The sequence below is a fragment of the Streptomyces sp. NPDC029292 genome (assembly GCF_055569295.1).
Map to the genome: position 1 here is coordinate 93,289 of NZ_JBVHXR010000010.1, position 23,764 is coordinate 117,052.

The 23,764-nt window shown below is 69.2% G+C and carries 20 protein-coding genes, 1 tRNA gene and 1 riboswitch; of the genes, 6 read left to right on the plus strand and 15 right to left on the minus strand.

Features of this window, described 5'->3' with window-relative positions; all coding sequences use genetic code 11:
• The first annotated feature begins 251 nt into the window (after positions 1 to 251).
• A complete protein-coding gene (locus ACZ4WS_RS22490) occupies positions 252 to 1,037 on the plus strand; it encodes a hypothetical protein (RefSeq protein ID WP_467982908.1) in 786 nt (261 codons plus the stop codon).
• 95 nt (positions 1,038 to 1,132) lie between these two features.
• Here ACZ4WS_RS22490 and ACZ4WS_RS22495 read toward each other — a convergent pair whose 3' ends face one another.
• Positions 1,133 to 1,444 (minus strand): hypothetical protein, encoded by a 312-nt coding sequence (locus ACZ4WS_RS22495; RefSeq protein ID WP_467982909.1) that lies wholly within the window; start codon positions 1,442 to 1,444, stop codon positions 1,133 to 1,135.
• 104 nt (positions 1,445 to 1,548) lie between these two features.
• Between ACZ4WS_RS22495 and ACZ4WS_RS22500 the strand changes: the two genes are divergently transcribed.
• Positions 1,549 to 1,779, plus strand: coding sequence for a DUF4287 domain-containing protein (locus ACZ4WS_RS22500; protein WP_128375861.1), 231 nt, complete (start codon positions 1,549 to 1,551; stop codon positions 1,777 to 1,779).
• A gap of 88 nt (positions 1,780 to 1,867) precedes the next feature.
• Here the strand turns inward: ACZ4WS_RS22500 and ACZ4WS_RS22505 are convergent, their stop codons facing one another.
• The 3 genes from ACZ4WS_RS22505 to ACZ4WS_RS22515 all read right to left on the minus strand — a co-directional run bounded on the left by ACZ4WS_RS22505 (position 1,868) and on the right by ACZ4WS_RS22515 (position 4,327).
• Positions 1,868 to 2,749: a Bax inhibitor-1/YccA family protein gene (locus ACZ4WS_RS22505; RefSeq protein ID WP_467982912.1), complete on the minus strand. Its 882-nt coding sequence runs from the start codon at positions 2,747 to 2,749 to the stop codon at positions 1,868 to 1,870.
• A 169-nt stretch (positions 2,750 to 2,918) separates the two neighbouring features.
• The gene (locus ACZ4WS_RS22510) at positions 2,919 to 4,094 is read right to left on the minus strand and encodes a 4-hydroxybenzoate 3-monooxygenase (protein WP_467982914.1); all 1,176 of its coding nucleotides are present in this window, start codon (positions 4,092 to 4,094) and stop codon (positions 2,919 to 2,921) included.
• A 150-nt stretch (positions 4,095 to 4,244) separates the two neighbouring features.
• A tRNA-Leu gene (locus ACZ4WS_RS22515) sits at positions 4,245 to 4,327 on the minus strand.
• Positions 4,328 to 4,766: 439 nt separating this feature from the next.
• On the opposite strand from ACZ4WS_RS22515, the gene ACZ4WS_RS22520 reads away from it, so the two are divergent.
• Together ACZ4WS_RS22520 and ACZ4WS_RS22525 are read left to right on the plus strand one after the other, a co-directional pair.
• Positions 4,767 to 5,537, plus strand: a complete 771-nt coding sequence (locus ACZ4WS_RS22520) for an ABC transporter ATP-binding protein (RefSeq protein WP_467982916.1) — start codon at positions 4,767 to 4,769, stop codon at positions 5,535 to 5,537.
• Between the two features lie 260 nt (positions 5,538 to 5,797).
• Positions 5,798 to 8,326 (plus strand): ABC transporter permease, encoded by a 2,529-nt coding sequence (locus tag ACZ4WS_RS22525; protein WP_467982918.1) that lies wholly within the window; start codon positions 5,798 to 5,800, stop codon positions 8,324 to 8,326.
• A gap of 66 nt (positions 8,327 to 8,392) precedes the next feature.
• Here ACZ4WS_RS22525 and ACZ4WS_RS22530 read toward each other — a convergent pair whose 3' ends face one another.
• The 8 genes from ACZ4WS_RS22530 to ACZ4WS_RS22565 form a co-directional block, all read right to left on the minus strand.
• Positions 8,393 to 9,691: a class I SAM-dependent methyltransferase gene (locus tag ACZ4WS_RS22530; protein ID WP_467982919.1), complete on the minus strand. Its 1,299-nt coding sequence runs from the start codon at positions 9,689 to 9,691 to the stop codon at positions 8,393 to 8,395.
• A gap of 200 nt (positions 9,692 to 9,891) precedes the next feature.
• The gene (locus tag ACZ4WS_RS22535) at positions 9,892 to 11,274 is read right to left on the minus strand and encodes an NAD(P)/FAD-dependent oxidoreductase (RefSeq protein WP_467982920.1); all 1,383 of its coding nucleotides are present in this window, start codon (positions 11,272 to 11,274) and stop codon (positions 9,892 to 9,894) included.
• Positions 11,275 to 11,754: 480 nt separating this feature from the next.
• On the minus strand, positions 11,755 to 12,696 hold the full coding sequence (locus ACZ4WS_RS22540) for a Ppx/GppA phosphatase family protein (protein ID WP_467982921.1): 942 nt from the start codon (positions 12,694 to 12,696) through the stop codon (positions 11,755 to 11,757).
• Positions 12,693 to 13,295, minus strand: coding sequence for a DUF501 domain-containing protein (locus ACZ4WS_RS22545; protein WP_467982922.1), 603 nt, complete (start codon positions 13,293 to 13,295; stop codon positions 12,693 to 12,695). Before ACZ4WS_RS22545 ends, ACZ4WS_RS22540 begins: the two co-directional genes overlap by 4 nt.
• Before the next feature lie 29 nt (positions 13,296 to 13,324).
• Complete coding sequence (locus tag ACZ4WS_RS22550) at positions 13,325 to 13,801, minus strand: FtsB family cell division protein (RefSeq protein WP_467982923.1); 477 nt, start codon at positions 13,799 to 13,801, stop codon at positions 13,325 to 13,327.
• A 105-nt stretch (positions 13,802 to 13,906) separates the two neighbouring features.
• Positions 13,907 to 15,193 carry a phosphopyruvate hydratase gene (gene eno / locus ACZ4WS_RS22555; RefSeq protein ID WP_356275861.1) on the minus strand — a complete coding sequence of 429 codons (1,287 nt, stop codon included), beginning with the start codon at positions 15,191 to 15,193 and terminating at the stop codon, positions 13,907 to 13,909.
• Between the two features lie 269 nt (positions 15,194 to 15,462).
• Positions 15,463 to 16,149, minus strand: a complete 687-nt coding sequence (locus ACZ4WS_RS22560) for a transglycosylase family protein (protein ID WP_467982926.1) — start codon at positions 16,147 to 16,149, stop codon at positions 15,463 to 15,465.
• A 4-nt stretch (positions 16,150 to 16,153) separates the two neighbouring features.
• A riboswitch (cyclic di-AMP (ydaO/yuaA leader) is annotated at positions 16,154 to 16,333 on the minus strand.
• 182 nt (positions 16,334 to 16,515) lie between these two features.
• Positions 16,516 to 17,502 (minus strand): LysM peptidoglycan-binding domain-containing protein, encoded by a 987-nt coding sequence (locus ACZ4WS_RS22565; protein WP_467982928.1) that lies wholly within the window; start codon positions 17,500 to 17,502, stop codon positions 16,516 to 16,518.
• Positions 17,503 to 17,885: 383 nt separating this feature from the next.
• Here ACZ4WS_RS22565 and ACZ4WS_RS22570 point away from each other — a divergent pair, with 383 nt between their 5' ends.
• Both ACZ4WS_RS22570 and ACZ4WS_RS22575 read left to right on the plus strand, forming a co-directional pair.
• Complete coding sequence (locus tag ACZ4WS_RS22570; protein ID WP_467982929.1) at positions 17,886 to 19,142, plus strand: cytochrome P450 family protein; 1,257 nt, start codon at positions 17,886 to 17,888, stop codon at positions 19,140 to 19,142.
• A 334-nt stretch (positions 19,143 to 19,476) separates the two neighbouring features.
• On the plus strand, positions 19,477 to 20,688 hold the full coding sequence (locus ACZ4WS_RS22575) for a globin domain-containing protein (protein WP_467982932.1): 1,212 nt from the start codon (positions 19,477 to 19,479) through the stop codon (positions 20,686 to 20,688).
• Positions 20,689 to 20,704: 16 nt separating this feature from the next.
• Here ACZ4WS_RS22575 and ACZ4WS_RS22580 read toward each other — a convergent pair whose 3' ends face one another.
• The 3 genes from ACZ4WS_RS22580 to ACZ4WS_RS22590 form a co-directional block, all read right to left on the minus strand.
• Entirely contained in the window at positions 20,705 to 21,799 is a 1,095-nt protein-coding gene (locus tag ACZ4WS_RS22580) for a nucleoside triphosphate pyrophosphohydrolase (protein ID WP_467982934.1), read from the minus strand.
• 223 nt (positions 21,800 to 22,022) lie between these two features.
• A complete protein-coding gene (locus ACZ4WS_RS22585) occupies positions 22,023 to 22,682 on the minus strand; it encodes a SurA N-terminal domain-containing protein (RefSeq protein ID WP_467982935.1) in 660 nt (219 codons plus the stop codon).
• Positions 22,683 to 22,833: 151 nt separating this feature from the next.
• Complete coding sequence (locus tag ACZ4WS_RS22590; protein WP_467982937.1) at positions 22,834 to 23,661, minus strand: glycoside hydrolase domain-containing protein; 828 nt, start codon at positions 23,659 to 23,661, stop codon at positions 22,834 to 22,836.
• Positions 23,662 to 23,764 lie beyond the last annotated feature (103 nt).

The following is a 23,764-nucleotide window of genomic DNA, read 5'->3' on the forward strand; positions in this document are numbered from 1 at the left end:
GACCGAATCGGCCCAGAACCCCGTAACCACCGGGACTCTGGGCCGATTTGTGATCCAATCCCCCCCAAGATGTGACCTATCTCCCCCTGGAAAGCGATTTCCGCAGGTCAGAGCCGTTGCGCAACTAAACATCAGGGCCAAAGTCCTGCCCCTTTCGTGACGTTACGCACTGACAGCTGGTTAGTCCGCCCTTCAAGCTGATGTAGGAAGTCGGGGGTCGACTTTGAACCGGGAGTACGTCAGTGAGCGCCATGCCGATTGCTCTGCTGCTCACCACCGCCGCCACCGCGGCCGTGGGCGTCGCCGTACTGCGCACCCTGCGGGGTCTGCGCAGGCAGGTCGCAGCCCTGCACACCGACCTCGCGGAGAGCCGCGCCGCCGCGGCCACGCGGGGCCTCGTACCGGCCGCGCGCACAGCCGCCGACGCGGACGAGATACGCGCTGCCGTCGCCGAGGCGCTCGCCGAGGAGCGGGAGCGGGAGCTCGCCGAGGCGCGGGCGTTCTGGGCCGCCCAGGAGGCGCGTGACGCCTCGGACGCGCCCTCACTGCTCGGCCTGCCCGACAGCGAACTGTTCATGCCCCGCGCGTCGGACTTCGTGGGCCTTGAGCACCTGGAGCCGGTGACCGAGCCGGACCTGGACGCCGAGGAGTTCGCCGGCGACTCGCCCGAACTCGCCGCGGCCCGCCGCCGGCACCCCTCGCACCCGGACTTCGTACCGGTCCAGTCACCCGTCGCGAACGACCACGAACGCACGGTGGCCTGCCTGGAGGAGCTCGCCGAGTCCCGCACGGAGCTTGCGGACGTCCGCCCCGGCCCCCTCGGCACCCTCGACGTCTACGTCTTCGCGGACGGTACGACCCTGTGCATGACCCCGGGCCACCGCGAGACCGCGGAGCAGCTGGCCGCGGCCCTGCGCGCGGGCGAGAGCCCGGTCCTGCTGGGCGGCTCCGGCGTGTCGGGCGCGTACGCCCTGACCTTCGCGTGCGGCGAGCAGAGCGTGTACATCCTGGCGGACCGCGTCATAGCGTCCCTCTGACGAAGACGAAGAGCAGCCGCGTCATGGCATCCCTCCGACGAAGAGCAGCCGCGTCATAGCGTCGCTCTGAGAAAGAGCCGCCGCGCCGGAGTCGATCAGACTCCGGCGCGTTTCTGTGCCTCCGCCACGAGCACCACCGCCTCCGCCAGTTCCCCCTCGTCTTTCAGTACGACCGCCAAATCGTGCACGGCGACGGTGATTTGATCGGCGGCGGCGAACATCCCCGCGTCGGGCATCTCGCGGGGCTCCGCGGAAGGGTCCTCCAACAGCTGGGCACGCCGTGCCAACTCCCTGGCCAGACCCAGTGCCTCGGCGGCAGCCCCCCGTTGCAGGCGGCTCTGCGGCGCGGCCCGCAACCGGTCGGCGAAGTGGTCCACGGCTCGGGTCAGCGGCGTCGTATCAAGCACGCCGCGAGACTACGCGCCGCACCAGGACTGTTGCCAACAACCCAACCCTCAGGCACGGTGGCGTGAAGGACCGGCTTACATCCCCATTGCGTCCGGAGGCGCCGATGTCCCAAGTCTTCTCCGAGGAGACCCATCGCAATCTGCTCGCCCGCATCCCCCACTGCACCGGTCGTGAAATCTCCGACTGGTTGCGCACCGTCGACGAAGGCCCCGCTCTCTTCCGCTTCGAGGAGAAGGTCAGCTGGCTCCGCGCCGAGCACAACCTCGCGTACGGCCACGCCAAGGCGATCATTCACGAGTACGACCTGAGGAGGGCCGCGCGCAAACTGCTCTGAGCGCGCACCACCGAGACGACCGGCATCCAACGACAAAGGGCCCGCGAACCAGTGGTTCGCGGGCCCTTCATGTCACTTACCGGCCTGTTTAGTCATCGCCGCTGAAGATGGCGACCAGACGCAGCATCTCGACGTAGATCCACACGAGGGTCACCGTCAGGGCGAACGCGGCCAGCCAGGCCTCCTCGCGGGGCGCGCCGTACGCGATGCCGTCCTCGATCTGCTTGAAGTCGAGGGTGAGGAAGAACGCGCCGATCAGGATCGCCAGGATGCCGACGATCGCGCCGAGCGGGCCCATGCTGCGCAGCCCGCCGTCCGGGGCGACGCCGAAGACGACCAGCAGCAGGTTGACCGCCATGACCACGATGAAGGCGATGGCGATCGTCATGCCGATGCGCGCGTACCGCGCGGTCACTCGGATCCAGCCCGCCTTGTAGACGAGCAGGGTCGCGCCGGCGACCGCCATGGTGCCGAGCACGGCCTGGAAGGGCGCGCCGGACCACTGGCTGTTGTACATCTCGCTGATGACCCCGAGGAAGACGCCCTCGAAGGCGGCGTAACCGAGGATCAGCGCGGGCGCGGCGGTGCGCTTGAAGGACTGCACCATGGCCAGCACGAACGCCACGAGGGCGGCGCCGATGGCCAGGCCGTAGCTGGTGGACGACACGGGCAGCAGGGCCCAGGCCAGGATGGCGCCGACGGCGACGGTGCCGAGCGTCATGGCCGAGCGCATGACGACGTCGTCCATCGTCATACGGCCGGTGGTGACCGGAGCCTGCGGCGGAGCGCCGTACTGCAGGTCCTGCTGGGCGTACGGATTCTGCGCGTAGGGGTTGCCGCCCTGCTGGGCGTACGGGTTGCCCTGCGTGCCGACAGCGGGTCCCCCGGCCTGCGGCGCCGCGTTGAATCCCGCGTAGCCGTTGTCGCGGCTGAACCCCCGTCGCGAGAAGACCGGGTTGCTGCTCCTCATTTCACTCCTCCATGGCCACCCTGCGTGGCCTTGGCTCAAGAGTAATAGGTAGGCAAAGGAATGACCCTAGTGCTTGGGGAGGATCTTTCCCTTGTGGTGCCACCGTACGCGTGTGTCCTGGGCCCTGCGAGCACTGGTACGAAGCCGTGACAGCGCGCTTAGTCCGTACTTACCGCAGGGGGAAGCCCGTGTAGCCCTCAGCGAGGTCGGTCTCGGCCGCCCGGGAGCTCGCGACCCGCTCCAGCCGGGCCAGCTGGATCCGGTTCTCGAAGGGGGTCGCGTCGGGGTCCCGGTGCAGCAGGGTCGTCATGTCGTACGAGAACCGCTCGGCCTGCCAGACGCGGCGCAGACAGGTCTCGGAGTACGCGTCGAGCCGCTCACCCGACCCCGTCTCCTTCTGATGCGTCAGTGCCCGCGCGAAGGTGACGACGTCGCCGACGGCGAGGTTCAGCCCCTTGGCCCCGGTCGGCGGCACGATGTGCGCGGCGTCCCCGGCGAGGAAGACCCGTCCGTGCCGCATGGGCTCGTGGACGTAGCTCCGCATCGGGGTGACGGACTTGGAGGTGATGGGCCCCCTCTGGAGCTGCCAGTCGTCGTCCGTCTCGAAGCGCCGCGCCAGCTCGTCCCAGATCTCCTCGTCGCTCCACGCCTGGGCGTCCGTGCCCTGGGGCACCTGGAGGTAGAGCCGGGAGACGACGGGCGAGCGCATGCTGAGCAGGGCGAAGCCGCGGTCGTGGCGGGCGTAGATCAGCTCGTCGTGCGAGGGCGGGACGTCGGCGAGGATGCCGAGCCAGCCGAAGGGGTACGTCCGCTCGAAGACGCGGGAGAGCTCGGCGGGGAACGCCTTGCGGGCCACGCCCCAGGAGCCGTCGCACCCGACGACGTAGTCGCACTCGAGCACGTCCTCGTGCCCCTCGTACGTGAAGCGGATCCGCGGCCGATCACTCTCCGCCCCCTCGACGGCCAGCGCCTCGGCCCCGAAGAGCAGCGGCCCGCCCTCCTTGAGCTGCAGGGCGATGAGGTCCTTGCACACCTCGGTCTGCGCGTACACCATCACGGAACGCCCACCGGTCAGCGCGGGAAAGTCGACGCGGTGCCGCTTCCCGCCGAACCGCAGCTCGATCCCGTCGTGCCGCAGCCCTTCCCGGTCCATCCGCTCCCCGGCCCCGGCGGCCCGCAGCACATCGACGGTCCCCTGCTCCAGGATTCCGGCCCGCTGCCGCTGCTCCACATACGCCCGGTCCCGGCTCTCCAGCACAACGGATTCGATCCCCGCGTTGTGCAACAGCCTCGCCAGCAAGAGCCCGGCCGGCCCGGCCCCGATGATCCCGACGGTGGTACGCATCGGCACGCCCCTTCGCGTTCCCGTATTCGACTGCGTTCGCATAGTGAAACTTTCTTCACTATTCTGGGAGTCTCCGCCCATGCACGCCTGTTGTCAACGGTCAGGAGAGGCCAGGAGGAGGCCGGGAAAAGGTCGGGAAAAGGTCGGAGGTGCCCGGAACCGGACTTGAACCGGTACGCCCGCGAGGGGCAGCGAGGTTTAAGCTCGCCGTGTCTGCATTCCACCATCCGGGCAGGCCATGGGCTCCGCATCGAGGTTCCGAGCCTATCGGGGCGCATCCCTCGAACAGCGGACGGGCAGCCCGATGTTGTCTTATTTTATTGACGTCTGAGGGAGCATCAGCCCTCGGTACGGGCCATCCGCACTTGCCAACAGCCTTTCGGACGGCTTGCGGCCGCGTACGCGGAATGACGGAATTTCACCGTCCCAACGGGCGGCTCCACGGCCTCGTCCCCCGAGACTCCCGGATGGCGTGCCCGCGGACGCCACGGGCGGCGTATCCGGAGTTCGTTCAGGGAAGCCCCGTCATCCCCAGGTATGACAACGGCGCTCCCGGTCCGACCGCAGGCTGCCCCCGGAACCGGAACAGCGGCTGACTACACGGCCCCGATCGGCCACGACGATGGGACACGTCCCTCCCGAACGCCGTCGTCCCGACAGGAGCACCCTCCCGTGACCCACACTCCCCTCGCCGACCGGACCATCACAGTGGCCGCCCGCGCCTCGGAACTGTCGAAGGTCTACGGACAGGGCGAGACCCAGGTGGTCGCCCTCGACCGGGTCTCCGTCGACTTCCGGCAGGCCGAGTTCACGGCGATCATGGGCCCCTCGGGGTCCGGCAAGTCCACGCTGATGCACTGTGTGGCGGGCCTCGACACCTTCTCGTCCGGCTCCGTGCGCATCGGGGAGACCGAGCTGGGCGCCCTCAAGGACAAGCCGCTCACGAAGCTGCGCCGGGACAAGATCGGCTTCATCTTCCAGGCGTTCAACCTGCTGCCGACCCTGACGGCCCTGGAGAACATCACCCTCCCGATGGACATCGCGGGCCGCAGGCCCGACAAGGAGTGGCTGGAGACGGTCATCAAGATGATCGGCCTCGCCGACCGCCTCGGCCACCGGCCCTCCCAGCTCTCCGGCGGCCAGCAGCAGCGCGTCGCCGTCGCCCGCGCGCTCGCCTCCCGGCCCGACATCATCTTCGGCGACGAGCCGACCGGAAACCTCGACTCGCGCTCGGGCGCGGAGGTACTGGGCTTCCTGCGCAACTCCGTACGGGAGTTGGGGCAGACCGTCGTCATGGTGACCCACGACCCGGTCGCCGCCGCGTACGCGGACCGCGTGGTCTTCCTCGCCGACGGCCGCATCGTCGACGAGGTGTACGGGCCGACCGCGGACTCCGTCCTGGACCGCATGAAGCAGTTCGACGGCAAGGGCCGCACGAGCTGACGCCGGGGCCACTCGCCCCCCGCCGCCCCAACTCGTCCCCTCCTCCCGGGGCTCCGCAGACTTTCAGCCCGTCCGGCGTTTGAGGACGAGGCCGTCAGGCCGACAGCGGGGGTGTGGGGGGCGGCAGCCCCCAGGGACGATGGGGGCCCCCCGCTCGAGCGAAGCCGAGAGTTGGGGAGGGCAGGGGCGGCGGGGGCGAAGCCCTCCCACGGTCACACCCTCCACCCGCAGACAGCCTCACCTCCTGGACTGAGACACCCATGTTCCGTACCGCCCTGCGCAACGTGCTCGCGCACAAGGCCAGGCTCCTGATGACCGTGCTCGCCGTGATGCTCGGCGTGGCGTTCGTGTCGGGGACCCTGGTCTTCACCAACACCATCTCGGACGCCTACCAGAAGAGCTCCGCCAAGGGCTTCGACCAGGTCGACGTCGCCATCCAGCCGGAGAGCCAGGCGGACAAGGGCGACACGGTCGGCAAGGAGCCGAAGCTCACCCAGTCGCTGCTCGACCAGGCCGCCAAGGTCCCCGGTGCCGCCTCCGCCATCGGCGTCGTGAACGGCTTCACCGCCATCGCCGACAAGGACGGCAAGCTCGTCGGCAGCGGCTTCCAGTCGCAGGGCGGTAACTACTGGGGGCAGAAGGATCCCCGGTATCCGCTGACGAGCGGTCACGCGCCGAAGGGCACGGACGAGGTCGCCGTCGACTCGGAGACCGCCAAGCGGGCGGGCTACAAGGTCGGCGACACCCTGCGGCTGTCGGTCGACGGGCCGGTTCTGACGCCCACGATCACCGGCATCTTCACCACCGACGACGGCAACGTCGCCGCGGGCGGCAGCCTCGCCCTCTTCGACACGGCCACCGCGCAGAAGCTCTTCGACTCGGTCGGCTCGTACGACGAGATCGACGTGAAGGCCGCGGCAGGCACCAGCCAGAGCGCCCTGCGGACCCAGCTCGACGAGGTCGTCCCGAAGAACACCGCCTCGACCACCACCGGCAAGCAGCTCGCCGACGACCAGGCCACCCAGATCGCCTCGGCGATGAGCGGCATGAAGACGGGCCTGCTGGTCTTCGCCGGCATCGCGCTGTTCGTCGGCACGTTCATCATCGCCAACACCTTCACCATGCTGGTCGCCCAGCGCACCAAGGAACTGGCCCTGATGCGCGCCGTCGGCGCCTCCCGCCGGCAGGTCACGCGGTCGGTGCTGATCGAGGCGTTCGTGGTCGGCGCGGTCGCCGCCGTCGCGGGTCTGGCCGCGGGCATCGGCATCGGCGCCGGCATGCGCTCCCTGATGGGCTCCCTCGGCGCCACCGTGCCGGACGGCCCGCTGGTGATCTCGCCGGGCACGATCGCCACGGCGCTACTCGTCGGCATCCTCATCACGATGCTGGCCGCGTGGCTGCCCGGCCGCCGGGCCGCGAAGATCCCGCCGGTCGCCGCGATGAGCAGCGTGCACGCGAAGGCGACCACGAAGTCCCTGGTCGTACGGAACACGATCGGCGCCCTCTTCGCGGCCGCCGGAGTCGCCGTGGTCCTCTACGCGACCACCATGGACGGCTCGGACGGCCAGGCCCCGATGGGCCTCGGCGCGGTCCTGCTCATCATCGGCGTCTTCGTCCTCACCCCGCTGCTGTCCCGCCCGCTGATCGCGGCCGCCGCGCCCGTCCTCCGTGTCTTCGGAGTCTCCGGCAAGCTGGCCCGCCAGAACTCGGTCCGCAACCCGCGCCGCACGGCCGCCACCGCCTCCGCCCTGATGATCGGCCTCACCCTCATCACCGGCATGACGGTGGTGGCGGGCAGCCTGCAGAAGTCGATCGACAAAATGGCCAGTTCCGCGATCAAGGCGGACTACGTCGTCTCCATGGCGAACGGCAACTCGCTCTCTCCGGACGTCGAGAAGAAGCTCGCCGGAATCGACGGGGTCACGGACACCAGTTCACTGCGCGACGCGCCCTCGCGCATCGACCAGCAGACCGAGTACCTGACCGGCGTCAACGGCGCGTCCATCACCAAGCTCACCGACCTCACCATCGAAGACGGCGCCTTCAAGGTCGGCGGCACGCGGACGGTCGTGGACAAGGACACCGCCAAGTCCCACGGCTGGACGGCCGGTTCGCACTTCACGGTCTCGTACGAGGACGGCAAGAAGCAGCGGCTGACCGTCGCGGGGGTCTACGAGGGCAACGAGATGATCCACGGCATCATCCTCGACAACGCCACGCTCGCGCCCCACCAGACCGACGCTCCCGACATGCAGGTCATGGTGAAGACGGCGAGCGGCGCGTCCGACGCGACCAAGAACAAGCTGGAGACGGCCCTCGGCGACAACCCGGCCATCCAGGTCCAGGACAAGCAGGACATCTCCAACGGCATCGCGGCGATGTTCACCCTCATGCTGAACATGCTCTACGGCCTGCTCGCGATGGCGGTGATCGTCGCCGTCCTCGGTGTCATCAACACCCTCGCCATGTCGGTCTTCGAGCGCTCGCAGGAGATCGGGATGCTGCGCGCGATCGGCCTCGACCGCAAGGGCATCAAGCGGATGGTCCGCCTGGAGTCCCTGGTCATCTCGCTCTTCGGCGGCGTCCTCGGCATCGGCCTGGGCGTGTTCTTCGGCTGGGCGGCCGGTGAGCTGCTGGGCAGCAAGATGGCGACGTACGAACTGGTCCTGCCCTGGGCCCGGATGGGCGCCTTCCTCCTCCTCGCGGCGACGGTCGGCGTCCTGGCGGCGCTGTGGCCGGCGCGGCGGGCGGCCCGGCTGAACATGCTGACGGCCATCAAGTCGGAATAGCGGCAGGGGAAAAGCAGGGGCCCCGTTCCAGACGGAACGGGGCCCCTTTGTCGTGCGGGTCACGGGTCAGTTCCAGGTACGCGCCCGCAGCGGCATCCCGGACGCGCCGGACGGCTCCGGTGCCCTGACCGCCAGCACCTGGTTGACGCCGATGCGGTTGTGCTCGAAGGCGAGTGCGCAGGCCGCCATGTACAGGCGCCAGACGCGCGCCCGGCCGGGGCTGGTGAGCTGGACGGCCCGCGCCCACTGCGCCTCCAGGTTGGCGACCCAGCGGCGCAGCGTGAGGGCGTAGTGCTCACGGATGGACTCGACGTCGCGTACCTCGAACCCGGCCCGTTCGAGCTGCGTCACGGTCGTGCCGATGGGCGCGAGCTCGCCGTCCGGAAAGACGTACGCGTCGATGAAGTCGTCGACGGAGTACGCCGATTCTTCCCGCTGCGGCCGCCGCGCGATCTGGTGATTGAGCAGCCGGCCACCGGGCTTCAGCAGGCGATACAGCACCTCGGCGTACTCCAGGTACCGCTCGGCGCCGACGTGTTCGGCCATCCCGATGGAGGAGATCGCGTCGTACGGACCGTCGGCGACGTCCCGATAGTCCTGCACCCGGATCTCGACCTTGTCGGTCAGTCCCTCGTCGGCGACCCGCTTACGGGCGTACGCGGCCTGCTCGTGCGACAGCGTCACCCCGACGACGCTCACGCCGTGCTCGCGGGCCGCGTGGATGGCCAGCGAACCCCAGCCGCAGCCGACGTCGAGCAGCCGCAGACCCGGCTTCAGGCCGAGCTTGCGCGAGATGAGTTCGAGCTTGTCGCGCTGGGCGCCCTCCAGCGTGGCGCTTTTTTCGAGGGACTCCCAGTAGGCGCACGAGTAGACCATGGACGGGCCGAGGACGATCTCGTAGAAGTCGTTGCCCACGTCGTAGTGGTGGCTGATGGCCCGCTTGTCGCTGCGCTTGGTGTGCAGATGGCGGCGTTTGCGCACCTCCTCGCGGGGCGGGGTGGGCGGCAGCGGCGGCCCACCCATCCTCAGCAGCCCCCGGACGCCCGCGCGCACCTCCGGGTCACGCAGGGCCTCCCTCAGCCCCCTGGCGTCCTCTCCCCGCTCCCACACGAGCCCGGAGATCAGGTCCAGGGCGGTGTACAGGTCGCCCTCCACGCCCAGATCCCCGGCGACCCAGGCCCGTGCCAGCCCCAACTCGCCCGGTTTCCACAACAGTCGGCGCAAGGCCCGCCGGTTCCGTACGACCAGTGCGGGGGCGCTGGGCGGCCCCGCCACCGAACCGTCCCAGGCGCGGATGCGCAGGGGGAGCGGAGCCCCCAGCAACTGTTCGACAAAGCTCTTCAGCCGCAGCGCGGCGTCCTGCATGGCGCACACCTCCGTGACGACACTCCCGAACGCTCCAACACCACGTAAACACCAACGCGTCGCTTGCGCAGTCCCCCTTCCGCGTTACAGCTTCGCAAAATAGGTGTAGGCACCACGCATTTCCGCCCACCAAAACGCCGAAGGGGCCGCCCGCACCACGGATGGCGGGCGGCCCCTTCGGGGCGTTCAGTGACCGGAGGTCAGGAGGCCTTGGCCTTCTCCTCGGTCTTCGGCGCGGCGGCGACCGGCGCCGGCTTGGCGGCCTCGTAGAACTCCTCGCGAGGAGACTCGATGGCGCCGAGCGAGACGACCTCGCGCTTGAGGAACATCGCGAGCGTCCAGTCGGCGAAGACACGGATCTTGCGGTTCCAGGTCGGCATGGCCATCCCGTGGTAGCCACGGTGCATGTACCAGGCGAGACGGCCCTTGAGCTTGATCTTCATCTTGCCCATGACGATCATCGCGACGCCCTTGTGGAGGCCGAGACCGGCCACCGCACCCTTGTTGGAGTGCGAGTACTCCTTCTGCGGGAAGCCCCGCATACCGGAGACCACGTTGTCGCCGAGGACCCTCGCCTGACGCAGCGCGTGCTGGGCGTTCGGCGGGCACCAGGCGTTCTCGACACCGGCCTTGCGGGCGGCGACGTCCGGCACCTGGGCGTTGTCGCCCGCGGCCCAGATGTAGTCCGTGCCCTGCACCTGGAGCGTGGTCTGGGTGTCCACGTGACCGCGCGGGCCGAGCGGCAGACCGAAGCGGGAGAGAACGGGGTTGGGCTTGACGCCCGCCGTCCACACGATCGTGTTGGAGTCGACCTCGAGGCCGTTCTTCAGCACGACGTGGCCGTCGACGCAGGAGTCCATGGACGTCGAGAGGTAGATCTCGACCCCGCGGCTCTCCAGGTGCTCCTTGCCGTACTGACCGAGCTTCGGACCGACCTCGGGAAGGATCTTGTCCGCGGCGTCGACGAGGATGAAGCGCATGTCCTCACGGGACACGTTGGTGTAGTACTTGGCCGCGTCGCGGGCCATGTCCTCGACCTCGCCGATGCTCTCCGCACCGGCGAAGCCACCGCCGACGAAGACGAAGGTGAGCGCCTTGCGGCGGACGTCCTCGTCGGTCGTGGAGTCGGCCTTGTCGAGCTGCTCAAGGACGTGGTTGCGCAGGCCGATGGCCTCCTCGATGCCCTTCATGCCGATGCCCTGCTCGGCGAGGCCGGGGATCGGGAAGGTGCGGGAGACCGCGCCCATCGCGATGACGAGGTAGTCGAAAGGCAGCTCGTACGCCTCACCCACGAGGGGGGCGATCGTGGCGACCTTGCGGTCCTGGTCGATGGTGGTGACCCGGCCGGTGAGGACCTCCGCCTTGGGCAGCACGCGTCGCAACGGGACGACGACATGCCGCGGGGAGATGCTGCCGGCGGCGGCTTCGGGGAGGAAGGGCTGGTAGGTCATGTACGACCGGGGGTCGACGACCGTGACGGTCGCCTCGCCGTAGCGCATCTTCTTGAGAATGCGCCGAGCTGCGTACAGGCCTACGTACCCACCGCCTACTACGAGGATCCTGGGACGCTCCGTGGTGCTCATGCCATCGAGTATCCACCCGGTCTTGGGGGGTCGCTCGTGCGCCCCTTCACAAGCTTGGGTGGGGCCTCTGCTACACTGCGCGGCCCACGTGACCCAGGTCATGGCGGTGAAGGGGAACCACCGTGTAGTGGGGACCGTTGTCAACACCCTGTGAGCTGCCGCTCCGGCCCTCCGAACGGACCGGACCAGGCCCCCGTTTCACCCGCCCGCGACACCCTCGGAACACTCCTGTGAGCACGTCCCCGGACCGCCTGAGCCCCCTGGGGTGGCTCCCAGGGCCCATTCCGCGCCCAGCAGGGCCTTTTTCCTTGTGAAGAACTTCACGAAGTTTCCTGAGGGCGCGTCGCCGAGGGGCTTTCCGACGCCCCTCAGGCGCGCTCATACGTTATCCGACCTGCTCAGCCGAGGCTACCGACAGGTAGTCAAAGGAGACCCAGGCCACGGCTGAGCCATGGCCTACGCCACAGACCAAGCCATGGCCTACGCCACAGACCAGGCGATCCCGTCGAGAATGTCGTGCTCGCTCACCACGACCTCGTCCGCCCCTATCCGCTCCATGATCGAAAGCAGTACGAGGGCACCGGCGGCGATGACGTCGACGCGCCCCGGGTGCATCGAGGGGATCGCGGCGCGCTCGGCGTGCGTGGACGCCAGCAGCCACTCAGTGATCTCCCGGACCCGGTCGCAGGAGACCCTGGAGTGGTGGATGGCGGCCGAGTCGTACTCGGGAAGGTTCTGCGCGATCGCGGACACCGTGGTGACGGAGCCCGCGAGGCCGACCAGGGTGCGGGCCTCGCGCAGCGGGACGGTCTCCTCGGCGAGGTCGAGGGCGGCCTCGATGTCCGCGCGCATCGCCGCGATCTGCTCCTCGGTGGGCGGATCGGTGACGACCCCGTCCCGCACGAGGTGCCGCTCGGTCATCCGTACACAGCCGACGTCTACGGAGCGCGCGGCGCGCACGTGGTCGTCGCCGACGACGAACTCGGTCGACCCGCCGCCGATGTCCACGACCAGGTAGGGCTTGGCGAGGTGATCGCTGCCCTTCAGTTCCTTGGTGGCCCCCGTGAACGAGAACTCCGCCTCCTGGTCGCCCGTGATCACCTCCGGCTCGACCCCGAGGATGTCCACGACCCCCCGTACGAACTCGTCGCGGTTCTCGGCGTCCCGGGACGCCGAGGTCGCCACGAAGCGCAGCCGCTCCGCGCCGTGCTCCTTGATGAGCACCGCGTACTCCCGGCACGCCGCGAACGTCCGCTCCAGCGCCTCCGGCGCGAGCCGTCCCGTCCGGTCGACGCCCTGCCCGAGCCGCACGATCGTCATCCTGCGGTCCAGGTCGACGAGTTCACCCGTCTCCGGATCCGCGTCGGCGACGAGCAGCCGGATGGAGTTGGTGCCGCAGTCGATGGCAGCGACACGGGTCACTTGGTGTCCTCCCCGTCCGTGACGGACGTGTCGAAGAAGCCGCCCCCATTGGCACCGAGCTCCAGGATCTCCGCCTGGGAAGTGGGCGTCGGCACCACACAGGCGCCCTTGCTCCACCACTCCGGCAGCATCGCGATCGCCTCGTCCCCGAGAGGGTTCACCCCCGGCCCCGCGGCCAGGGAGTGCGCCACGAGCACGTGCAGGCACTTCACCCGGTCCGGCATACCGCCCGCGCTCGGGAAGCCCTCCAGCACCTCGATGGAGTCGCGCCGGGCGATGTAGTCCTCGTGGGCGGCGCGATACGCGGCGGCCAGCTCGGGGTCCGTGGCGAGACGGTCCGTCATCTCCTTCATCACGCCGTTGGCCTCGAGCGTCCCGATCGCGGAAGCGGCCCGCGGACACGTGAGGTAGTACGTCGTGGGGAACGGCGTCCCGTCGGGAAGACGCGGCGCCGTCTCGACGACGTCCGGCTGCCCGCACGGGCACCGGTGCGCGATCGCCCGCAACCCGCGCGGCGGCCGGCCGAGCTGCTGCTTGAAGGCCTCGACATCCGCGTCGGTCGGCTCGGTGCGCGGGGTGGGCGGCGGTGGCGTTTCCATGCCGTGAGTCACATGTCTTTCTGGTCAGTTCACTGGTCGGCGGCGTCGGACTTGTCCACGCCGTCCCAGACATTGGCGTACCAGGGGCGGTCGGCCGCCCCTTGAGCGGCGCGGGACTGCTTCGCCGCGTCCGGGTCGATCACGATGTAGCCGGTCTCACCCGGCATCACATAGTGCAGTCGCTCGCGGATCCGCTGCTCGGCGTACGCGTCGTCCTGCCAGCGCGCCTTGAGGTCGCGCAGCTGCTCGACCCGCGCGCGGGCCTGCTCCCGCTGCCGCTCGAGATCGGAGATCTCGGCGCGCTGGGACACGTACTGCCTTATCGGATACGCGAGGGCCACGATCAAGGAGCACAGTACGAGAGCGAGGAGCGCGGCCCGCCCGGTGAGCCGCGAGCGGCGGGCCTGCCGCTTGGTCTGGGAGCGGTAGACCCGGGCCGCCGTCTGCTCACCGAGGAGCCGCAGCCTGGTCGTGGTGGAGAACCGGTCCCGGTCCTTCACGGCCATGAGTCCCGCCTCCCCAGTACAAGCCCGTCACGTGCGTACGTCCCCGCACACGGTACGGGACCGAGTACGGGGACGTACGTACGACGCTTCCTACGAGCCTGCGGCTCAGCCCTTGAAGCGGGGGAAGGCCGAGCGGCCGGCGTACACCGCGGCGTCGTCGAGGATCTCCTCGATGCGCAGCAGCTGGTTGTACTTGGCGACGCGGTCCGAGCGGGCCGGGGCGCCGGTCTTGATCTGACCGCAGTTCACCGCGACGGCGAGGTCGGCGATGGTGACGTCCTCGGTCTCGCCGGAGCGGTGGGACATCATGCACTTGAAGCCGTTGCGCTGGGCCATCTCGACGGCGTCCAGGGTCTCGGTCAGCGAGCCGATCTGGTTCACCTTGACGAGCAGGGCGTTCGCGGAGCCCTCTTCGATGCCGCGAGCGAGGCGCTCGGGGTTGGTGACGAAGAGGTCGTCGCCGACGATCTGGACCTTGTCGCCCAGCTTCTCGGTGATGACGTTCCAGCCGGCCCAGTCGTCCTCGTACAGCGGGTCCTCGATGGAGACCAGCGGGTACGCGGAGACGAGCTCCTCGTAGTACTCGGTCATCTCGGCGGCCGAGCGGGACTTGCCCTCGAACTCGTACTTGCCGTCCTTGTAGAACTCGGACGCGGCGACGTCGAGCGCGAGCGCGATCTGCTCGCCGGGGACGTAACCGGCCTGCTTGATGGCCTCGAGGATGAGGTCGAGCGCGGCGCGGTTGGACTCCAGGTTCGGGGCGAAACCGCCCTCGTCGCCGAGGCCGGTGGACAGACCCTTGGTCTTCAGCACCTTCTTGAGGGTGTGGTAGACCTCGGCGCCCCAGCGCAGGGCCTCGGAGAAGGACTCCGCGCCGATCGGGGCGATCATGAACTCCTGGATGTCCACGTTCGAGTCGGCGTGCGACCCGCCGTTCAGGATGTTCATCATCGGAACGGGCAGCAGGTGCGCGTTCGGGCCGCCCAGGTAGCGGAAGAGGGGGAGGTCGGACGCCTCGGAGGCGGCGTGCGCGACGGCGAGGGAGACGCCGAGGATGGCGTTGGCGCCGAGCGAGCCCTTGTTGTCGGTGGCGTCCAGGTCGAACATCGCCTGGTCGATCAGGCGCTGCTCGGTGGCGTCGTAACCGACGAGCTCCGGGCCGATCTGCTCGATGACGGCGAGGACGGCCTTCTCGACACCCTTGCCCTGGTAACGGTTGGGGTCACCGTCACGGAGCTCAATGGCCTCGAAGGCACCCGTGGAGGCACCGGACGGAACGGCGGCACGACCCGTGCTGCCGTCGTCGAGGCCGACCTCGACCTCGACCGTGGGGTTGCCTCGGGAGTCCAGGATTTCCCGGGCTACGACGACGTCGATGGACGGCACGAGCATCTCCTTCTGGGATGTGACGCGGGTACGCGAAACCTGTGATGGCTCCGCGAGATGAGCCTAACCGCCCCGGGAGGATCGGCCAGCCGGTCGACCACCCCTTGGGCAGAACTCAGAGTAAACATTGTTCCAGAACGGAACAAAAACGGAATGAAAAACCCCGCTCCAGTGCGTACGGGGGAACACGCACCAGAGCGGGGAGCCCGTGGGGACGGGGGGGAACCCTCACGAGGCCTCCAGTGTGAAGGCCTCCCTTAGGAGAGGGCTGTGGTTCAGCTGAGGTGAAGCTGCTGACCCGGGAAGATGAAGTCCGCGTCGTCGACGATGTCCTTGTTCAGCTTGAACAGCTGCTGCCAGCCACCCTTGACGTGCTTCTTCTCGGCGATCGAGCTGAGGGAGTCACCCTTGACGACCTTGTACTCGCCGTCGCCCTTCTTGACCTTCTTGCCGGTCGGGGTGGTGACGGTCTTCTCGGCGGCCGGGCGGGCCGCCGAACGGGAGGCGGCGGTGTCCGTCGAGCGGGTGGTGGTGCTGGTGCTCGGCGAGCTGTTCGACGAGGACGAGGTGCTCGCACCACCGGTGTACGCGGCGCTCGACAGGCCCGTGCCGCAGGTCGGCCAGGCACCCTTGCCCTGCGCGGCGAGGACCTTCTCACCGATGGTGATCTGCTCGGACTTCGAGGCCTGGTCAGCGGTGGACGCGTAGGCGGTGCCGCCGTACGCCGCCCAGGTGGAGGCCGAGAACTGCAGGCCGCCGTAGTAGCCGTTGCCGGTGTTGATGGACCAGTTGCCGCCGGACTCGCACTGGGCGACGGTGTCCCACTCCGAGGCGGTGGCGGCGGAGGCGTTGCCGGCCGCCATCAGCGGGGCGGCGATGGCGACACCGGTGACACCGGCGAGCGCGGCCACACGGGTGGCCTTGGACGGGCGGCGGTGCTTGCCCTTGCTGGAAAACAGCATGGAGAGATCCCCTCACCGACGCCTGCGAGGTGAGCTGTCGGGTTCGGGCGGGTGAGTGCCCGGTCGTACGCCTTTCGTCTTCACGACGTCGGACGTACGACTTCACCCCAAGCCACTCCCGGTCAACTACCGGGCGCGGCGCTTACCTTGGGTCCCCCGCTCCTGCCTACGGCGCTGACGCGTCGACTGTTCCCGTACGGCCGTTGGCAGGATTCGGCGTTGCGACCGTCGGGGCCCGCTGTGGCGAGCGGTGATGACCGTAGACATGCGATCGCCGGAATTTCAAAGACGATCAGGGCTTCTGAGACTCATGTCTCACTCGCACCAAACCGGACATTCCACGGCGAACCATGACGCGAACTCCCGCTACTTTTCGCCCGATTCGGCACCAACTGAAAGGCTCTGACCGGGGAGGATAAGGTCCGGGTCAACGCCGACCGTCTCCTTGTTGTCGGCGTACAGCGCCGACCATCCGCCTTCGAGGTCAAGGGCGTCGGCGATGGTCCAGAGGCTGTCCCCGGTGCGGACGGTGTACGAACCGTCGGCGGCGTCGCGGGACGCGCCCGAGCCGCGAGAGGCATGCCGCCCGGAAGTGTCGTCCGTACGACCGTCGGTCGCACCCGCCGTCACGCCCTCGTCGGCACTGTCACCACGGTGCCGCCCGGCCCCGCTCGTCGCACTCTCGGACGCACTCGAAGAGTCGCCGTTCTGCCCGGACTTGTCCGAGTCATCACTCTTCGTCGTAGCTGTGTCCGAGCTGTCGGAACCCTGAGAGTCGCTGGAGGAGGTGTCGGACTTCGTCGAGTTCTCGGTCGCACCCGAGGAGGCGTCGGACGACGACGAATCTGTCGAGGACGAATCGGACGAGGAAGAGGAGTCGGACGAACCGGATGAACTGGACGAGTCGGATGAGTCGGATGAGTCGGTCGAGCTGGACGAGTCGTCCGCCACTCCCGTGTCGACCTCGACCGAACCCGAGTGCTTGCTGAGCCCGGAGAGCGTTCCGCAGGTGGGCCAGACGGCGAGGCCCTGGTCGTCGAGGACCTTCTCCCCGATGGCTATCTGCTGCGATCGGCTGGCCTGGTCGGCACTCGGAGCGTACGCGAGACCGCCGTACTTCTCCCAGTTCTCCTGGCTCAACTGCAGCCCGCCGTAGTACCCGTTGCCGCTGTTCGCGCTCCAAGAGCCGCCGCTCTCGCACTCCGCGACCCGGTCCCAGGTGGTGCCGTCGGCCGCGCTCGCACTGGTGGCGCCGAGCAACGGGATCGCGATCGCCGATCCGGTCACCCCTGCGGCGACGATGAGGGCCGGGGCCTGACGGGGGCGACGATGACGGCCGTTCCCGGAGAGCATGCGGAAGCCTTTCGCGTGACAGCAGGTGACCACTGCGGCAGATGGGCCGCATTGATGGGTGAACGTATCCGCACTCGAACGCTTGTCACAAGTCGATGCAGCGCAGATCACGTGAAGATCACAGAGTTGAGGGATCGTCACTTTCCCGTGACCGGACGGCGATCCGACGGCGATCAGACGGTCATCCATCCAGCACGCGCGTGCGAATTTCCCGGCTCCGCCGAACAGCAATGTGAACTCGACGGCGCTCCTCTCGCACTTCTCCCTATCTCCGGGAGCTGCCCACCCGTTCGACAGCCAGGTCCCGTACACGGCCTTTTGAAGGGGAATTGCACAGTTCGGCCTCCTCACCCACGCAACACGGCTCCCGGTACCGTCGCTCCGTGAACGCCCCGCATATCGAACCCGGACTCTTCACCTGGGAATTCGCCACCGACCCCTACCCTGCCTACGCGTGGCTCCGCGAGCATTCGCCCGTGCACCGCACCACCCTCCCCAGCGGGGTGGAGGCCTGGCTGGTCACCCGGTACCCAGACGCCAAGCAGGCGCTCGCCGACCAGCGGCTCTCCAAGAATCCCGTGCACCATTCCGAGGACGCCCACGGCAAGAGCAAGACGGGCATCCCCGGCGAGCGCAGCGCCAACCTCATGACCCACCTGCTCAACATCGACCCGCCGGACCACACGCGGCTCCGTCGGCTCGTCTCCAAGGCGTTCACACCCCGCCGAGTGGCCGAATTCGCGCCCCGCGTCCAAGAGCTGACCGACCACCTCATCGACCAGTTCGCGCAGACCGGAAGCGCCGACCTCATCCACGAGTTCGCGTTCCCCCTCCCCATCTACGCCATCTGTGACCTGCTCGGCGTCCCCCGCGAGGACCAGGACGACTTCCGGGACTGGGCGGGCATGATGATCCGGCACCAGGGCGGGCCGAGGGGCGGTGTCGCGCGGTCCGTGAAGAAGATGCGCGCCTATCTCGCCGAGCTGATCCACCGCAAGCGGGAGGCGCTCCCGGACGCCCCCGGCCCCGGCGAAGACCTCATCTCCGGGCTCATCCGCGCCTCCGACCACGGCGAGCACCTCACCGAGAACGAAGCCGCGGCCATGTGTTTCGTACTGTTGTTCGCAGGTTTTGAGACCGTTATTAACTTGATCGGCAACGGCACGTACGCGCTGCTGCGCAACCCAGAGCAGCGAGCGCAACTACAGAAGTCGATCGAACGCGGCGAACAGGAACTGCTCGACACCGGCATCGAAGAGCTCCTCCGTTACGACGGCCCCGTCGAACTGGCCACCTGGCGCTACGCAACCGAACCCCTCGAAATCGGCGGACAACGCATCGCTTCTGGTGATCCCGTGCTTGTGGTCCTCGCCGCTGCCGATCGTGATCCCGCCCGTTTCGACGAACCGGACACACTCGACCTCTCCCGCAGGGACAACCAGCACCTCGGCTACGGACACGGCATCCACTACTGCATCGGCGCCCCGCTCGCCCGCCTCGAAGGCCGCACCGCACTGGCCACCTTGCTACGCCGTCTACCCGATCTCCGGCTTGCCGCCGATCCAGCGGACTTGCGCTGGCGAGGCGGCCTGATCATGCGCGGGCTGCGGAACCTCCCTGTGGAGTTCACCGCCGACTGACCGGTGCGGATCGCGGGCCGCGCGACCCGCGTCCGGACGGTGCTCGCTGTTGGTCACTCCTTGACGGGATCCGGAGAGTTGCCGGACGCCGCATTCGCCCAGGGCAGGGACGAGACGCTCGCTGAGCCGCTCCCACTCCTCCGTCGCCATCGCCGCCACGATGACCTTCGCCGGCGCCGTCAACTCCCGTTCCACCAAGCCCCCTTGTTCCCGGACAGCCAGGCCCAACGGTACTCACCCCGCCCTCCCCCACCCCTCACCCGCTTCACCCCAGGCTGTCCGCAAATCACCTGCTGTTTGACCCGGCGGCTCGACACCTCCCTACATTCACGCAGTGGACCCCGAAATACTCAGATCCAGCTTCGCGGTAGTCGAGAGACGGGCCGAGTTCGCGGTCAAGTACTTCTACTCGCATCTGTTCCGGCACAACCCGGACGTCCGCGGGCTGTTTCCGCTGAACTTCCCGGAGGACATGGAGCGGCAGCGGGACAGGCTGTTCGCGGCACTCACGTATGTGATGGAACGGCTGGAGGATCCGCGGCTGCCGGGGTACTTACGGGAACTGGGGCGGGACCACCGGAAGTATCTGGCGGAGCCGGAGCACTACGCCGCCGTGGGGGCCAGCCTGATCGCCGCGTTCACCTTCGTCGCGGGGTCGGCGTGGAACGCGGAGGTCGAGAAGGCCTGGGCCGAGGCGTACGGGGCGATCACGAACGTCATGCTGCAGGGCGCGTGGGAGTCGCAGCACGAGGGTGAACCGCCGTGGTGGGACGCCGAGGTCGTCGCCCGGACCCGGCACGGCGACGATCTCGTCGTCCTGACCTTGCGACCGCGGCAGCGGCTCCCGTACGTCCCCGGCCAGTACGTCAGTGTCAACGCCCCGCATCTGCCGGGCATCTGGCGGCCGTACTCGCTGGGCAACGCGCCCCGCCCCGACCACACCGTCGACCTGCACATCAGCCGGGTCGAGGACGGGGTGCTCTCCACCGCCCTCGTCCGGCAGACACGGGAGGGAGACGTCCTGCGGCTCGGTGCGCCCGGCGGCGGGCTGACCTTGCGGACGCCCGTGGAACGGCCGCTGACCCTCATCGCGGCCGGCACCGGATGGGCGCCCGTCAAGGCGCTGCTGGAGCAGCTCGACGAGGAGCACGAGGTCCGGCTGTTCCTCGTCGCCCGCGACACCTCGTACCTCTACGACCGGGGCGCCGTCGAGCAGTTGCGTGCCCGGCTTCCCCGGCTCGCCGTCACGGTCATCACCCCCGCGCCGGGCCGGCCCAAGGCGCAGGCGACGGAGCGGCTCCTGACCGCGTTGGGCAACCGGGCCGGGTGGGCCCAGCACGACGTCTATCTGGCCGGTCCGCCCCAGCTCGTCGAAGGGATCGGCGACGCGCTGCCCACGCTGGGCACCCCGGCCGAGCGGGTGTTCCACGACGTCCTGCCGTTGACCGGTCAGGGGCGCCCCCGCCCCATGGGCGCGGCGGAGTGGCTGCTCGAGCGTCCGCAGCCGAGCTGGCACAACCCGTCGGGCCGCGCCCCGCGCGCGTAACTCCGGCACCCGCCCGTCAGGCCTCCCCCTCCTCAGAGCCCTCAGAGCGCTCAAAGTCGTCAAGGCCTTCGGAGTCGTCGGAGTCGTCGGAGGCTGTCCCAGAGCCCTCCGTCGCTCGGATCGCGTCCCGGTACGCCCGCGCCGCGGCCCGTAGCGCCGCCTCCGGGTCCACGCCCTCGGCCTCGGCGCGCGCGGCTATGGCCAGCAGCTCGTACCCGACGCCCTCGCCTCGTGGAAGCCCGACCTCAAGTCCCGCCGTACGCACCCGGGATGCCAGTTTCGCCGCCAGTGCCAGGCCCGGCTGGCCCAGTGGGATGCCCTCCGTCACGGATGTCCGCTGCTTCTCCTCGGCCTTGGTGCGCAGCCAGTGCTCCTTGACCTCCTCGGGGGTCGTGGCCGTCTCGTCGCCGAAGACATGGGGGTGGCGGTGGATCAGCTTGCTGACGATGCCGCCCGCCACGTCGTCGATGGAGAACGGGGCGTCCTCGTCCTCCTCGGCGATCCGGGCGTGGAAGACGACCTGGAGCAGGACGTCGCCGAGCTCCTCCCTCAGCTCGTCCCGGTCACCCTCCTCGATCGCCTCGACGAGCTCGTACGCCTCCTCGATGCCGTACTTCGCCAGGCCCTTGTGGGTCTGCTGGGACGACCAGGGGCACTCGGCGCGGATGCGGTCCATGACCTGGACGAGGTCGAGGAGGCGGGCGCCGGGAAGGTCGTACGAGGCGGGGAGCAGCTCCAGGTCCGGCATCTGTATGCGGCCGGAACCGGCGAGGCGGGCGAGGCCGTCGGTGAGCCGCGGCTCGCCTTCGCCGGTGGCGACGACGACCAGTGTGCGGTCGCCCGCGCAGGCGTCGATCAGCTCCTGGGCGGTCGGGGACGCCTCGTCGACGGTGATACCGGCCTCGCGCAGATACGGCAGCTGCGGGTGCGCGCCGTCCGCGCACAGGACCTGGTCGGCGCCGCGCAGCGCCTGCCAGGCGGGCCAGGACAGGAGTCCGGGCGCGACACGGTGGCTGGTGGTGAGCAGGACGATACGGCCGGGGGCGGTGGAGGTCCCGGGGGCGTCGGGGCCGGTCGCGTCCGGGGCGCCGTCGAAGCTGGTTGCGTTCACCCCTCGAACGTAACCCACACCACCGACAGCCCCAGCAGTTATCCACAGGCCGGCCGGGCGGCCCACGCGCCAGGCGGGGCAACCCGTGGCAGCCGGCCCACGCTCAGGCGGGGCAACCAGTCGCGGCCGGCCCGTCAGTCCGCGCGTGGGGGGACAGCCGCACCACCCTATCCGCGAGCCGCCCGGCCGAACCGTTTATCCACAGCCCCGCGCCCGGACCCCGCTACGTCGTCTGCTGCGTCCCCGCCGCCGTGACCTCCCGCAGCCACGGCGTCTTCGCGTCGACGCGGCTGCTCTTCTGGACGTCCCAGGCGCCGTAGCGCGGGTTCAGGCCGACGTGGAGTTCCTTGGACGCGGCGGCCATCGCCTTCCAGAACGTGCTCTTGCCCTCGGTGGTGTTCATGTCGGCGCCGAGCGTGGCGGCCAGTTTCTGGGCCTCGATCTCGGTGCGGAGGCTGTCGTCGAGGCGCGTCGGCACCACTCCGTACTGCTGCAGCCATGCCGTCTCCAGCGCCTTCGAACCGCCCGCCTGTTGCTCGAGGGCGGCCCGCATCTGCTGGGTGTCCTTGCGGGTGACGCTCACGCCCGCGTTCTTCGCGGCCCGGTCCAGGACCTGGTCGAGGACCATGCCGTGCAGGGTGTCGCGGGCGAGGCTGCCGGTCTTGGCCATGGCCTGCTCGTACTGGGCGTCGTCCTGGGTGGCGGCCCGCTGTGCCGCGCGCACCTCGTTCACCCGGCTCTCCAGCTGCGCGACCGTGATCCGCCGGCCGCCGACGACGGCCGCGGCGCCGGGATGCGCATCGCTGCCGCACGCGGTGAGGAGGGGGGCCGCGGCGACGATCGCGGCGGAGAGGACGAGCGCGGTGCGACGGCGGCGGTGCAAGGAAGCCTCCCGAGGAGATTGTGCGACGGTGCACAAAGTCTTGCGGTGATCGATGGTAGGCAGTGGCCCAGCTCTCGGCCACCCATTCGACCAACGATTCGCAACGACTTCGGGCACCGCCGCACCGTCACCTCGTCCTCGGGCGGCGTCCTCAGCCCGTGATCGCCACCGGCGCGTCCCACGCGTCCCGGTCCACGGTGATCGTGTAACCGCCGCGCGACTCCTTGCTGTTCACCATGTACTGGTGGGCGCGGCTGTGATTGGTGTACTGGGTGGAGCCCCACGGCCAGTCCGTGGTCGTGGTGTTCGTCTTGTCCCACAGCGCGTACCAGAGGTTGCCCGGCAGGTCCGTCTTGTCGGTCGCGTTGGCGATGGCCTTGGCGCTGGAGCTGGTGAAGCCGTAGAAGCCGGTGCGGTACGTCTTGGCGTGCAGGGCCTTGTCGAAGGCGCGTACGTACGTCAGCACGGCGTTGTTGCAGGCCGTGTCGGTGGTGTCGTACGACTCCATGTCCAGGTAGACCGGGCTGCCGGCCTTCATGCCGAGGGCGGAGGCCTTGGCCACCGCGTCCGCACCGTCGCTGGCTCCGAGCGAGGCGGCGGTGGCGGCGGTGATCTTCTCGGGGCTGGAACCGGTCTGGCAGGACGGCTGGGCGCCGACGTACAGGGGGATGAGTTTCCAGCCGACGGTGCTGACCGACTTCACCCAGGAGGCGGTGAGGTTGGGCTGGCTGCAGCCGCGGTTCTTGCCGCCGATGTAGACGGCGGCGGCGCCGTAGAAGCCGGTGTGCCAGGCCTTCATCGCGGAGAGCGAGGGCGCGGCGCAGGTGTCGAAGGCGCGGCCGGTGTACGTGTTCTGCGCGGGCCACGTGGTGGCGGCCATCGAGGCCTGCGCGGCGATCCCGGCTCCTGCGACCACGGCGGCGCCTGCCGCCCCCCACGCCACGTATCTGCGCTTCTTCGAATGCCGATGGCTGGACATGAGTGACCCCACCCCTGGTTGTGCACAGGCTGTTTGTGCGCCGACTGTGCGTCTCGTACGACCTGTCTGTCTCGTACGACGCGGAAACGGATCGCAACTTAGC

Bases quoted from the DNA above. Each gene is read 5' to 3' on its own strand.
- ACZ4WS_RS22505 (WP_467982912.1), bottom strand. From the start codon at position 2,749: ATGAGGAGCAGCAACCCGGTCTTCTCGCGACGGGGGTTCAGCCGCGAC.
- ACZ4WS_RS22510 (WP_467982914.1), bottom strand. From the start codon at position 4,094: ATGCGTACCACCGTCGGGATCATCGGGGCCGGGCCGGCCGGGCTCTTG.
- ACZ4WS_RS22500 (WP_128375861.1), top strand. From the start codon at position 1,549: ATGTCCCAAGTCTTCTCCGAGGAGACCCATCGCAATCTGCTCGCCCGC.
- ACZ4WS_RS22535 (WP_467982920.1), bottom strand. From the start codon at position 11,274: ATGAGCACCACGGAGCGTCCCAGGATCCTCGTAGTAGGCGGTGGGTAC.
- ACZ4WS_RS22545 (WP_467982922.1), bottom strand. From the start codon at position 13,295: ATGGAAACGCCACCGCCGCCCACCCCGCGCACCGAGCCGACCGACGCG.
- ACZ4WS_RS22525 (WP_467982918.1), top strand. From the start codon at position 5,798: ATGTTCCGTACCGCCCTGCGCAACGTGCTCGCGCACAAGGCCAGGCTC.
- ACZ4WS_RS22565 (WP_467982928.1), bottom strand. From the start codon at position 17,502: ATGCTCTCCGGGAACGGCCGTCATCGTCGCCCCCGTCAGGCCCCGGCC.
- ACZ4WS_RS22530 (WP_467982919.1), bottom strand. From the start codon at position 9,691: ATGCAGGACGCCGCGCTGCGGCTGAAGAGCTTTGTCGAACAGTTGCTG.
- ACZ4WS_RS22490 (WP_467982908.1), top strand. From the start codon at position 252: ATGCCGATTGCTCTGCTGCTCACCACCGCCGCCACCGCGGCCGTGGGC.
- eno (WP_356275861.1), bottom strand. From the start codon at position 15,193: ATGCTCGTGCCGTCCATCGACGTCGTCGTAGCCCGGGAAATCCTGGAC.
- ACZ4WS_RS22550 (WP_467982923.1), bottom strand. From the start codon at position 13,801: ATGGCCGTGAAGGACCGGGACCGGTTCTCCACCACGACCAGGCTGCGG.
- ACZ4WS_RS22590 (WP_467982937.1), bottom strand. From the start codon at position 23,661: ATGTCCAGCCATCGGCATTCGAAGAAGCGCAGATACGTGGCGTGGGGG.
- ACZ4WS_RS22560 (WP_467982926.1), bottom strand. From the start codon at position 16,149: ATGCTGTTTTCCAGCAAGGGCAAGCACCGCCGCCCGTCCAAGGCCACC.